Origin of the sequence: Pseudomonas sp. REB1044, from assembly GCF_038813925.1 — a bacterium.
Classification (GTDB): Bacteria; Pseudomonadota; Gammaproteobacteria; order Pseudomonadales; family Pseudomonadaceae; genus Aquipseudomonas; species Aquipseudomonas boreofloridensis.
This window is the reverse complement of sequence record NZ_CP046139.1, coordinates 966196-978967: the sequence shown is the minus strand read 5'-3', so window position 1 is coordinate 978967 and position 12772 is coordinate 966196. Positions and strand designations below refer to the sequence as shown.

Below are 12772 nucleotides of genomic sequence, written 5' to 3'. Positions count from 1 at the left end.
TGCGGTCAAAGCGGCCCGGCAAGGCGCGAGTTGTCATCCACCGAGAATGCGCATACCTCTAGCGATTGGCACAGCCGCGTCAGTTGCTGTTCGACTTGGCTGAGCGCAGCGTCGGACCACGCGGCGCCGAACTTGAGCGATTTCTGTGCTCTATAGCTCGATGAATGTGTCGTGGTCCTGGTAGTAGTTCAGTGCCCTGACGTAGTCCTCGTGCCGGGCATCAGGCCTGGACTGTTGCAATGACCACACCACATCTGCGAACTGCTGACCTGAGTAAAGGTAGCTCAGGCCTTCATGCTGAACAGCCGGCGGATACACTTCACGATCGTGTTCGACATCGGGATAGCCGGCAATGAAGTAGCGCGCGGCCAAGTCGAGGTCGTCCTGATCCTCGCCGTAGAGGCAAAAGTAGTCGCCCTGTTCACCCTCCACCTTCACCGCCTCGATGATGTCGGCCAGCCCGTGGAACGCATTCAGTTGCAGCATGAGCGTCTCCTTTTACTGTGCTTCAAATACGCTATCCACATATTTTCGTACAGGCAAGCGGGCGACTTCCGACATACGCTACGACGATGAATGCCTAATCTCGCGATCCAGCCAACGTTGAGCGTGCGCTGCTCTGCCGGGCAGCCTCCATGCCTCGCACAGGATCGTCGTGTGGACCGCATAAATATCGAAAATATCCCTGGATCGTCATTCCGCGCAATCGCCTTGGCTCGCACGGAATGACTCATCAATACGCAAAAGCTGTTCGCGGCGATTGATAGAGATTTCAACATAGCAGGGGCAGGCGTGGTGTATGCCGACCCGCACTACAAACCTTTGGTATTACGAGAATTTCAACCCCTCTGCAGCCCTCCCCCCAAGAAGTTGCTGATTCATAAGCTTCTGCACCCCGTTGCCCCCGAGCAATACATACAGCGGCATGCAAATGATCCACGGCAGTCGCGGCTGCTTCAGGAGTTGGCGAACACAAGCTTGAGTTGTGCAGGCGCGGTGGGTAGCTTGGTATTGATGTGGATGGGTGGCGCCCTGACCGTCTTTACTGGCGGACCTGGGCTAGTGCTTAGCATGGCAGGATATGCAGCCTTAGCAGCCTCAGCAAGCCAATGCGGGCTTGGTGCATACCGAGTAGGGCTGGAGATACATGATCCATTGATGAACGATGCGCTAGATAGTGAGACTTGGTTCAATATCATATCGCCCCTGCTAGATGCGATATCGCTACTTGGGGCTAGCGCTTCTCTCGCAACAGTAACCAAGCAATTGTTAATACGTAAAAAAGCGACGGGACTTAGCTGGTACTTATTAGGCACAAAATTAAGTCGACAGCAACGAACTCAACTAATGAAAGAAATAATTTCCATTAAACACCCTACCCTGACCGCCAAGCAAATCAAACTTCAACAGCGCATTGGAGCGCTTCCCAAACGCTATACACCCCTTCAAATAAGAAAATCCACATTAACACTTATTGGTGAGTCACTGAATACTGCGATAGGCTTTACTGGAAGTAGCTCGATCCAGAACATGGCAGTCACACTGATCGAAGATAACCCAACATAATGCCTACCTTACTCAATCGGTCCAGGTTCTTTAGCCGTTTCTTCCCAATTGCTGCCCTCAGTATGCTGCTAACGATCATCGGAAGTTCGATAGCCACCGTCTGCATGGCCTCTCTTTACTTATCCGGAAATCCCCACCTCCATGAATTCGCGGTCACTACGTTGATGCTCTGCATTTTGATACTCACGACTGCCCAATACGCCGTCATCCGAGGCTTGGGAGAAGCCACGTGGTTAATTGTCATGCTACTGATTCTTTGTCTGATGTGCTGCATGTGGTCTTATGTAAGGTCAAATATGCCGCTGTACGCTTTGGTTGGAACGGTAACGGCCAGCTCGGCGTTGGCCTGCCTCAACAGCCGTCGCTACCGCCAGTTGTGCAAGCGGGTAAAGGTGATTCGTCGAATGCGTGAACGCTTGTCACACACGTTCTGAAATTCACACCATCCGACACTGTCGCGCGCGTCTTATGGGAGCAGCCTCGTGTCGCCACAGATCCGCGCAGAGTTACAGGCCTCAAGGCTGTGTACTTACTAAGCAACGCCTGGAGAACACCCAGTCACTTCACCGCGAGGCAACTCCCCTACCGCCTACCGGCCCTTTCCTCCACAGTCGTCGAACAACGCACCGCATTGCTCTGCCATTAACCGGGTGATGATACGGATCGCCTGATGAATGCCCGCCGTACTGCGCACACTCAACTGCGGATTGTGCTCGCACTCGAGCAAGTCATCCTGCTGGGCCAGCGCCTCGCCCAGTAACTCGAGTGTCCAGGCATAGGATTGAATGGTCGAAAGCCGCTCCCGGTCAGTCATGACGCACCTGCCTGGGCTGTTGCTTGAATTCGGGATGAGCGGGGTACGGAGGGGCGCCACGTGCAGAGCGGCGGAGAACGGATGCGAGGATCCTGCGAGGGATAGCGGTGAGCATGCATGAAACTCCAAGTTAGGTTGGAGCTGCCACGCATCGTCGCCAAACAATTGGGTGGCAGCTGTACGCAGGTTGGCGAACCGGGAACTTGGAACCCGGCAGACCCGAAGGTCTCCCACGCACAGCCGCCATGGCACGAGGCTGCGGACGCAAAAAAAGCGCCTGCAATCGTGTGGGGCGCCGCTGCGCCAAGTTGTCCCGGGTCGCCAAACCCGATCGCGGAGATTGCCGCGACAGACAGAATTTAGGCCTATCGCTGACTCAGTGCAAGCCGCTGAGGGCGTGCGCCGCGCTGCGACGTAAGTTTTGGGAACCGTCCGACGCGCAGCACTGCGTTGCACAAGCGCGCCATCCTTCACCAAGGCAATCGACATGAGCATTGCTCATCAAGCGGCTCGCTCTCCAAACGGGCGATAGGCGGCGGCGCTAGGACCGGAACTACATGAAATATTCTTCAGAACGCATTAGTCCCGCTGAGTGCTGGCGGTCGCTAACATGGCGTTTTTACCCAGAGAAATACCGATGACTCGCATACTGTCCCTTGCGGCCCTTATGGTCGCTTCCATGACATGCTCGGCCGCTGATGCAACGTCGGCACAGACCCTCACCGTTCTGAGTTCCGGCGGCATCATGGGTGCGATCCAGGCCGTCGCGCCGACTTATGAAAAGCAGTTCGGCGTGAAACTCGAAGTGCTTGCCGCGCCCTCGATGGGCGACACGCCTCAGGCCGTTCCAAACAGGCTGGCGCGTGGTGAGCACGCTGACGTCGTGCTCATGGTAGGTTCGGCGCTGGACAATTTGGTGAAAGCGGGCCAAGTGGATAAAACCAGCCGGGTCGACCTCGGCGAATCGTTCATTGCCATGGCCGTGCGTAAAGGCGCCCCGAAACCGCAGATCGGCACCATGGAGCAGTTTCGCACAGTGCTCTTGAACAGCAGCTCGGTCGCTTACTCCGACAGCGCGAGCGGTGTCTACCTGTCCAAGACTCTGTTCCCGCGCATGCAACTGGGCGAGCAGTTTCTGGCCAAGGCTCACATGATCCCTGCTGAACCGGTCGGCTCGGTGGTCGCTCGCGGCCAGGCCGAAATCGGCTTCCAGCAGCTAAGCGAACTCAAGCCGGTACAGGGTATCGACATCGTCGGTCTGATTCCCGACCAAGCGCAGAAAATGACCCTGTATTCTGGCGCAGTCGTCAGCAAGAGCGAGCATCACGCAGCAGCCCAGGCGCTGCTCGATTACCTGGCATCGACGAAAGCTGATAAAGCGATCCAGGACAGCGGCCTGAAGCCAGTGGCTCATTCAGCACACTGATGCGCGTCAAACCGGGCGCAACGTGGGGCTTGAGCGGGTGACCGACAAGCCCTCGCGCGCGGGTCAGGTCATACAACCGAGCCCGCCCTGGGCCACAGCTCTGGCAACGGCGATGCGCGCCCCGCCCCGTACCGTCAACGATTAGGCCATTTGGCCAACAGAATCGATACGAACTTCTCCGCCGCTGGCGACAGAGACGCCCCTCGGCGATACACCAATCCCAGGGTCCGGGTGACTTGGGGATCGATCAGCGGCACACTGACCAGCGTGGGATGGTCGGCAGTGGGCATCGCCAAGCTGGGCATGGCCGATACGCCCAAGCCGGCCTCGACCATGCCCAGTGAAGTCGACAAGTGCTGCACCTCGTAGAACCACTTCGGCCGCAACGTGAGTCCGGCCAGCGCATGGTCGAGCAGCATCCGGTTGCCACTCAGTCGGCCTACGCCAATCAATCGATAGTCGGCCAGCTCGGTCCAGGTCACGACATCCTGCTTGGCCAAGGGGTGGTCACGTCGGCAAGCCAGGACGAAATGCTCCTGCACCAAAGGAACGAACTCAATGTCCGGATGCTGGCCGCTCATCATGTTGATGCCGAAGTCAGCCTCACCGCGCAACACCGCCTCCAGGCCATCGTTGGCGCTCAGGTCCAAGAGGCGGATGCGGATTTTCGGGTACTGCTCGTTGTAGTCGCGGATGACCGAGGGCAGAAAATAGAACGCCGCCGTCGGAATGCACGCCAGTGTGACTTGTCCGCTTTGACGCTCAGCGAGTTCCCGAATACTCAGGATCGAATCCTCGAAGTCATCGAGCAGGCGTCGGGCCTTGGGTAGAAAATCCCGTCCAACGCTCGTCAGGCTGACGCGACGCGTGGTCCTTTCGAGTAAGGGCGTGCCCAGCCCGTCTTCCAATTTTTTATTCGGCGGCTCAACGCAGGTTGGGACAGGTGTAGGAGCTCGGCTGCCTCATGAAAGCTGCCAACTTCCGCGATCTTCACGAAAGATCGAATATCTTGCAGCTCATATTCCATTTCGGATCACTCTCTGGCTACCAACAAACTATTTTGCCATACGCAATAATCATGACGATTTTTGCATTGGATTGATTGATGAGGCCCTGTCACTCTTGCCCGCACAACATCAATGATGCCCATTGATCAACAAGAGTGCGAAATTATGCAACGAATTCCTTGCGTGCTCATGCGCGGTGGCACCTCCAAGGGGCCTTTTTTCCATGCCTGGGATCTCCCTGCCAACGTGGTCGAACGCGACGAATTGCTCATCAACCTGATGGGCTCGGGGCACGAACTGGAAATCGACGGTATCGGTGGCGGCAGCCCACAGACCAGTAAAGTGGCGATCGTCAGTCCGTCCCTGCATGCTGATGCGGACGTCGACTACCTGTTCGTCCAAGTGATGGTCGCCGATCGGCGAGTCGACACCGCCCCAACTGCGGAAACATGCTCTGCGCCGTAGGCCCTTTCGCCATCGAGCAAGGACTGGTCAAGGCTGAAGATGGCAAGACACTGGTGCGCATCCGCAACCTGAATACCGATACCTTGGTCAATTCTCTGGTGGAAACGCCTGGAGGAATCGTGCGCTATGAGGGTCGGACGGCCATCGACGGCGTACCGGGCACGGCGGCCCCTGTGCACTTGACCTTCCTCGACGCGGTGGGCAGCAAAACCGGGAAGCTGTTCCCGACCGGCAAGGCCCAAGAAGTGATCGACGGCGTACCGGTGACCTGCATCGACATGGCCATGCCGATGATGATCATCGATGCCCATCAGTTGGGCATCACCGGCTCGGAAACCCCAGCGCAACTGGATGCGAACAAGCCCCTGCTGCGGCGCCTGGAAGCACTGCGGCTCAAAGCGGGCAAGGCCATGGGCCTAGGTGACGTCAGCGCAATGGTGGTTCCCAAGCCCGTGTTGGTTTCCCAACCGCGTCATGACGGGACGCTGCAAGTGCGTTACTTCATGCCTCACAACTGCCATCGTGCACTGGCCATCACCGGTGCAATCGGGTTGGCGACCGCCTGCGTCAGCCCTGGCACGGTAATCATGGATATGCTTGGCGATCAGGCCCAGCACTTGGAAGAGGTCCGTTTGGAACACCCCAGTGGGGGCATCGATGTGGCGCTCTCGCGCACGGGCACCGACGGTAAAACGTTGCAGGCTTCCGTCGTCAGGACTGCCCGTCGATTGTTCTCTGGCTTCGTATACGCCCCGACCCTGCGTAGGTTGGCGGGCTAGGCAGGCCTAGCCACACATCGCTTACCCGCACATCCGCACAATTTCAATAATGGGTGATGCAACATGAAACTCGCTAAATCACTGTATTTCCAGATTCTCTGCGCCGTCCTGCTGGGCGTGGTGGTCGGTCATTTCTGGGCGCAACAGGCCGTTGCGCTCAAGCCACTGGGTGATGCCTTCATCAAGTTGATCAAGATGATGATTGCCCCGGTCGTCTTCTGCACCATCGTCACCGGTATCGCCGGCATGACCGACAAGCGATCGCTGGGTCGGTTGATGAGCAAGACGCTGATGCTGTTCCTGGTGCTCACGATCATCAGCCTGATCATCGGCCTGGCAGCGGTCAACCTGCTGCGCCCCGGCGTCGGCATGAACATCGACCCGGCCACCCTGAGCACCGCGGGGCTCGATCAGTACACGGCTTCGGCGGCCAAGCTGAGCGTGGTCGATTTCTTCCTGCACATCATCCCGGACACGTTCATCGGCGCGTTCAACCATGGCGAAGTGCTGCCGGTGCTGTTCATCGCCGTGCTCAGTGGCTTCGCCTTGTCGTCAATGGGCGACAAGGGCAAGCCTGTATTACAGGTGCTAGAGTCGGCCTCGACCATGGTGTTCCGCATCTTTGGTTATCTGATGCGTTTCGCGCCAGTGGGCGCCTTCGGCGCACTTGCCTTCACGGTTGGACAATACGGCGTGTCCTCCCTCGGTTCCCTGGCCAAGCTGATAGGTACGCTCTATATCGCGTGCGCGTTCTTCGTGCTGGTGGTGCTCGGTGGCCTGTGCCGGGCCTACGGTTTCAGCCTGTGGAAGCTGTTGCGCTATTTCCGAGAGGAATTTCTAGTCGTGCTCGGGACCTCCTCCACCGAACCGGTCTTGCCGCGGATGCTGGAAAAGCTGGAAAGGCTGGGCTGCAAGAAAGGCGTGGTCGGACTGGTACTGCCCACCGGCTACTCCTTCAACCTGGACGGTACAGCCATCTATCTGTCGCTGGCCGCGCTGTTCATCGCTCAGGCCTGCAACATCGATCTGACCCTCGGCCAGACCGTCACCATGCTGGCGATCATGTTGCTGTCGTCCAAGGGCGCGGCCGGGGTCACCGGAAGCGGATTCGTGGCACTGGCCTCGACCTTGACCGTCATTCATGACATCCCACTGGCAGGACTGGCGTTGTTGATCGGCATCGATCGTTTCATGTCTGAGGCACGTGCCCTGACCAGCCTGGCCAGCAATGCCGTGGCCACCGTGGTCATGTCCCTGTCGGAAAACGCCTGCGATCGCGAAACCTTGCTGCGCCAGTTGAATGAGCGCCCATCGGATTCGCCCAAAACGCAGGTCGCCTGGTCTGCCGAGTCTGGGCGTCAGAGCTAAACGCCTCATTCACCTCCTGTCGCATCGAAATCCCACGGCACCTCGTTGAGAGATGCCATGGGACAGGAGGCCGTCTGCCTTGCAGATGGCCACATGACAATAAAAACAAGAGAGAAAACCATGCTCGCACTTCTGGGCCTGATCATGGTGGTGACCTTCACCTACCTGATCATGAGTAAACGCCTGTCGCCGATCGTTGCCCTGACCGTCGTCCCCATCGTCTTTGCGGTGATCGGAGGCTTTGCCCCCGAGCTGGGAAAAATGATGCTCGATGGCTTGAAGATGGTGGCCCCCTCAGCGGCGCTGTTGCTGTTCGCCATTCTGTTCTTCGGCCTGATGATCGATGCTGGCCTGTTCGATCCGCTGATCCGGATGATCCTCAAACGCGTCAACGGCGACCCGATCAAGATTGCCATCGGTACTGCGCTGCTGTCGTTGCTGGTGGCGCTCGACGGTGATGGCACCACCACTTACATGATCACCTGCGCAGCCATGCTGCCGCTGTACAAGCGCATCGGCATGAATCCGATGATCCTGGCCACGGTATCGATGCTGTCGCTGAGCATCATGAGTGGCATGAGTCCTTGGGGAGGACCGGCGACCCGCGCTATCGCAGCGCTCGGGCTGGATGCGACCGAATACTTCATCCCGATGCTGCCGACTGTGATCGGCGGAGCCGCCTGGGTGGTCTTCACGGCGTACCTGCTGGGCCGAGCCGAGCGCAAGCGTATCGGCAACATTGCCCTGGAGTCCGGCGGCGGGAATTGCTACATCAAGCAGATTCTCGGGGAGGCGCCGCATAAACGCCCGCGACTGGCTTATGTGAACCTGGTGTTGGTGATCGCCGTCATGACCGCACTGGTACTGGGGGTGATGCACGCCGCGATCTTGTTCATGATCGGTTTCGTCGCCGCCCTGATGATCAACTACCCGCAACTGGAGTTGCAGAAAGAACGCATTCTGGCCCATTCGGGCAATGCCATGACTGTCGTGCTGCTGGTTTTTGCAGCCGGCATCTTCGCCGGTATCTTCTCCGGCACGAAAATGGTCGATGCGCTGGCCCAAACGCTGGTGGACTGGATTCCGGAAGCCTGGAGCCACTGGTTCCCACTCGTGGTGGCGTTGACCAGCATGCCGCTGACGTTCGTTCTCTCGAACGATGCGTACTACTTCGGCGTGGTGCCCATTCTCGCCAACGCCGCCGCTGCCTATGGAATTGATCCCATCGAAATCGCACGCGCTTCGGTACTGGGCCAACCGGTGCACCTGATGAGCCCGCTGGTGGCCTCGACCCTGCTGCTGGTCGGCATGGTGGATCGGGATATCGGCGACTTCCAGAAAGCGACCGTGAAATGGGCGGTACTGACATCACTGGTCATTACCGCGCTGGCGTTGCTCACCGGGGCACTGTCCTTCTTCGTCTGATCTGTCCAGGGCGCAGCGCGCGCCCGGTTATCCAATAACAACAAGAGAGTACCGCACATGTCCCGAATCCTTTTCCGTGGGGCCGCCTGTGGCGTGCTCTGCGGCTGGTTGCCTGTGGCCGGCGCTGCCGGTTTCATCGAAGACAGCGCGCTCAAGCTGCAATTACGCAACGTGTATTTCAACGAAAATTTCCGTGACGAACAGGGCATGAGCCCCCGCGCGGCCGCCAACGCCAAAAGCGAGCGGGTGGAATGGGCGCAAGGTGCCCTGCTCGATTACCAGTCAGGCTTCACCCAAGGCACCGTGGGCGTCGGAGTCGATGCCTTGGGGCTCTTTGGCCTACGCCTGGATTCGGGGCGCGGTCGCAGCGGGACCGGTCTCCTACCGGTACACGAGGGTGGCCGCGCCGCCGAGGAATTCGCCAGTGCCGGGGTGACGGCCAAGCTGCGTGCGGGACAGACTGTGGTCAAACATGGCACGTTGCTACCCAAGATCCCAGTGCTGGTCTACAACGACGCACGGTTGCTGCCGCAGACCTACCAAGGCACACAACTGACCAGCACTGACATCCAAGGGCTCACCTTGAGCGCCGGTTACCTGGATCGTTTCAAGCAGCGTGACTCGTCCAACAGCACCGGCTTGTACCTGGATGGCTATGGCGGCCGGCAATCGGGGGACTTCAAGTTTGCTGGCGCCGACTACGCCCTGAGCAAGCAACTACGCCTCAGCTATTTCCACGGCCGCTTGGAAGACTTCTATCGCCAGGACTACCTGGGCCTGGTCCACACACTCCCCGTCGCCGGCGGCGCTCTGACTACCGACCTGCGCTACTTCAAGAGCCGCGACAGTGGCGCCGCTTATGGGGGCGTGATCGATAACGACCTGTTCAGCGGGCAATTGTCCTATACCCACTCCGGCCACACCGTTGGGGCCGGCTACCAGGTTCTCAATGGCGAAGCGGGCTTGCCCTATATCAGCGGGGCGACGGTCTACTCGTTCAGCAACGTCGGCATCGGCAAGTTCATCGAAGAGGACGAGAAGACCTGGATGGCCAGCTACGCCTACAATTTTGCTGCCGCAGGGGTTCCAGGGCTTACCTTCATGGCTCGCTACCTGAGCGGAGACAATGGACGCTCCAACGACGCTGAAGTCAACGAATGGGAGCGGGACATGGAGCTGGCGTATGTCGTGCAGTCCGGCCCCATCAAAGGGCTGGGCGTCAGACTGCGCAACTATGTCTACCGCTCTGACTTCGCCCGCGGACGCGACAGTAACCGGATCTACTTGACCTACGAGGTCGCGCTCTGGTGACAACACCACGAGTAAAAGTCCATGCCCAGTGGGCGCTCACGGACGACGGGATCATCGTCCTGGCCTCGTAATCCACGCTACCGCACAGCGCCCGAGGCTGGCACCCGGGCGCTCGCCCACGCGTTGAGCCGCGTTTGCCCTGACCTGCCTCCCAGCCAATACCCCGCAGCAGCGATCCTGATGATTCTCTGGAATGTCGGACAACTGAGATGATCACGCTCGGGACACTTCGCCGCATGCCGCAACCCTTTGCTCAAGGCCTGCAGACGTTTGATACGTGCATCCAGTTCATCGGCCTTGGCGACCAACTTGCTGCGATCGACCTGCCCCTCGACCAGCATGGCCCCACCTCTTCCAAGGAAAAACCCGCCGCTTGCCCGAGCGCGATAAGTGCCAGACGGTCTATCACGTCCGCCGCGAACTGCCTCCGTTGCCCATGACCGGCCAACGAAGTGAGCAAGCCCTTCTTCTCGTAGTAACGCAATGTCGAAGCGGGCACGCCCGTGCGCCGGGCGACGTCTGCAATGTCCATCTTTGCCTCTTGAGTTGAAGTCGACTTCAACTTGTATGCTGCGCGGCGTAAAGATCGACGTCAATCAACGAGAGGGTTTCACATGACGATCACTGCACTGTTCTTTGCAGCCCTGACGATTGGTATAGGCGCCACCGTAGTGATGGATCTGTGGAGTTTGATCTTGAAGCGGCTGGGCGTCGCCACACTCGACTTCGCGATGGTCGGCCGCTGGGCGGGGCACTTGCTGAAGGGGCGTTTCAAGCACACGGCGATTGCCAAAGCGGAGTCGGTGCGGCGTGAGCGCTGGGTGGGCTGGGTGATTCATTACGCCGTTGGCGTGATGTTCTCGGTGGTGCTGGTGTCTGTCATGGGCACGGGTTGGTTGTTGACACCTACGCTAGGGCCGGCGCTGGTGGTTGGGGTCGTTACAGTCGTTGCACCGCTCTGCATCCTGCAGCCGGCCATGGGGGCGGGATTCTTCGCGTCTAAAACTCCGACGCCGTTGGTTAATTGCATCAAGAGCTTGATCACGCACCTGGTGTTCGGGGCCGGACTTTTTCTGAGTGCCCAAGTGTTGGCAGGGTTAATACGGTCGATAAGCGTGGGGCCATAGGCGATCCAGCACGGGGTATGTCAGAAATTTTGTGTTCGGGCATAACATGAGCAAGAGGTGCATGTATGCCAACCAAGAAGAAACCCCTGCGTGACCTACCAAAAATCCCCAAGGAGCTGCTCGAGCAGTTCGGTGAGGGCCTGATGACTGCGGAGGCTATCGAAGATGCCTCTGCGGCATTCAAGAAGGCGTTGATCGAACGGGCCTTGAACGCCGAGCTCAGTCACCACCTGGGGTATCTGCCGGGCGCGCAGCGCCCAGAGGATGAAACCAATCAGCGCAATGGCAGGACTGGCAAGACGGTTCTGACTGGAGAGGGGCCGCTGCGGCTGGATATCCCCCGTGATCGAGACGGTAGTTTTGCGCCCATCCTGATTCCCAAGCACGAGCGCCGTTATACCGGTTTCGATGACAAGATCATCGCCATGTATGCCCGAGGCATGACCGTTCGGGAAATTCGCGCATTCCTCTCCGAGCAGTATGGAACGGATGTTTCGCATGACTTCATCAGTTCGGTCACGGCCGAGGTGATGGAGGAAATCGGCGCGTGGCAACAGCGGCCGCTGGAGCCGATGTACCCGGTCATTTTCTTTGATGCACTACGAGTCAAGATTCGCGAAGAAGGCCTTGTGCGCAACAAAGCGATTTACTTGGCGCTGGGCGTTCTACCCGATGGGACGCGCGATATTCTCGGGATCTGGATCGAAAATACCGAAGGTGCGAAGTTCTGGATGAAGGTCTTCAATGACCTCAAGACGCGCGGCGTTGAGGATGTGCTGATCGCCGTCACCGACGGCCTCAAAGGGATGCCAGAGGCGCTAAGCGCCGTGTTTCCGGCCACCACGCTGCAAACATGCATCGTCCACTTGATCCGCAACAGTCTCGATTATGCAGCGTGGGATAAGCGTCGTGATCTGGCCAAAGCGCTCAAGCCGATCTATCAGGCCATCAACGCCGAGGCGGCTGAGCAGGCACTGGATGCCTTTGAAAACGGCCCTTGGGGCAAACAGTACCCAACGGTAGTTGCGGCATGGAGAAGAGCCTGGGATCGAGTGATTCCATTCTTTGTCTTCCCGTCAGGCATTCGAAAAGTGATCTATACGACCAACGCGATCGAAAGCATCAACGCCCAGCTACGCAAGATCATCAAAACGCGTGGTCACTTCCCAACGGATGAGGCCGCCACCAAGCTGATCTGGCTGGGGCTGCGGAACATCACGGCAAACTGGGGCTCAGCGGCCCATGACTGGAAAAATGCGATGAATCAATTCGCGATGCTGTACGGAGATCGATTTATCAGGCCGACCTGGTAAAAGCATGGCCAGCCTGACGGCAGGCCGTTATCGGCCCGCACACAAAAAATCTGACACTCTCCCAGCACGCGTTGATGCCTCAAACAGCAAATCTGCTCTGAAGACGGCCCTCAATGCCCCACGATTTTGCACAGCCTCGCAGTTGCTTCTAGAATTGCGCCACAACCCACA

Annotated in this window: 9 protein-coding genes and 3 pseudogenes; 8 read left to right on the top strand and 4 right to left on the bottom strand. The window is 58.5% G+C overall.

What is annotated here, in order from left to right:
* Positions 1-150: 150 nt before the first annotated feature.
* A complete protein-coding gene (locus tag GKC70_RS04580) occupies positions 151-486 on the bottom strand; it encodes a hypothetical protein (protein ID WP_342650580.1) in 336 nt (111 codons plus the stop codon).
* A 306-nt stretch (positions 487-792) separates the two neighbouring features.
* Between GKC70_RS04580 and GKC70_RS04575 the strand changes: the two genes are divergently transcribed.
* Positions 793-1566 (top strand): NAD synthetase, encoded by a 774-nt coding sequence (locus GKC70_RS04575; RefSeq protein ID WP_342650579.1) that lies wholly within the window; start codon positions 793-795, stop codon positions 1564-1566.
* Between the two features lie 589 nt (positions 1567-2155).
* On the opposite strand, the gene GKC70_RS04570 is transcribed toward GKC70_RS04575, so the two are convergent.
* Complete coding sequence (locus tag GKC70_RS04570) at positions 2156-2380, bottom strand: hypothetical protein (protein ID WP_342650578.1); 225 nt, start codon at positions 2378-2380, stop codon at positions 2156-2158.
* Positions 2381-3017: 637 nt separating this feature from the next.
* Here GKC70_RS04570 and GKC70_RS04565 point away from each other — a divergent pair.
* Positions 3018-3806, top strand: coding sequence for a substrate-binding domain-containing protein (locus GKC70_RS04565; RefSeq protein WP_304484565.1), 789 nt, complete (start codon positions 3018-3020; stop codon positions 3804-3806).
* Between the two features lie 134 nt (positions 3807-3940).
* On the opposite strand, the pseudogene GKC70_RS04560 reads toward GKC70_RS04565, so the two are convergent.
* Positions 3941-4833: pseudogene (locus tag GKC70_RS04560) on the bottom strand (LysR family transcriptional regulator).
* Positions 4834-4978: 145 nt separating this feature from the next.
* Between GKC70_RS04560 and GKC70_RS04555 the strand changes: the two are divergent.
* The 4 genes and pseudogenes from GKC70_RS04555 (at position 4979) to GKC70_RS04540 (ending at position 10161) form a co-directional block, all read left to right on the top strand.
* A pseudogene (locus GKC70_RS04555) lies at positions 4979-6057 on the top strand (4-oxalomesaconate tautomerase).
* A 63-nt stretch (positions 6058-6120) separates the two neighbouring features.
* On the top strand, positions 6121-7425 hold the full coding sequence (locus GKC70_RS04550; RefSeq protein WP_039580101.1) for a dicarboxylate/amino acid:cation symporter: 1305 nt from the start codon (positions 6121-6123) through the stop codon (positions 7423-7425).
* 120 nt (positions 7426-7545) lie between these two features.
* Complete coding sequence (locus GKC70_RS04545; protein WP_039580104.1) at positions 7546-8850, top strand: citrate:proton symporter; 1305 nt, start codon at positions 7546-7548, stop codon at positions 8848-8850.
* 57 nt (positions 8851-8907) lie between these two features.
* Positions 8908-10161 (top strand): OprD family porin, encoded by a 1254-nt coding sequence (locus tag GKC70_RS04540; protein WP_342650577.1) that lies wholly within the window; start codon positions 8908-8910, stop codon positions 10159-10161.
* A 77-nt stretch (positions 10162-10238) separates the two neighbouring features.
* Here GKC70_RS04540 and GKC70_RS04535 read toward each other — a convergent pair.
* A pseudogene (locus tag GKC70_RS04535) lies at positions 10239-10693 on the bottom strand (helix-turn-helix domain-containing protein).
* Between the two features lie 82 nt (positions 10694-10775).
* Between GKC70_RS04535 and GKC70_RS04530 the strand changes: the two are divergent.
* Both GKC70_RS04530 and GKC70_RS04525 read left to right on the top strand, forming a co-directional pair.
* Positions 10776-11288, top strand: coding sequence for a DUF2938 domain-containing protein (locus GKC70_RS04530; protein ID WP_342650576.1), 513 nt, complete (start codon positions 10776-10778; stop codon positions 11286-11288).
* A 65-nt stretch (positions 11289-11353) separates the two neighbouring features.
* Positions 11354-12601, top strand: a complete 1248-nt coding sequence (locus GKC70_RS04525; RefSeq protein WP_342648746.1) for an IS256 family transposase — start codon at positions 11354-11356, stop codon at positions 12599-12601.
* Positions 12602-12772: the final 171 nt, after the last annotated feature.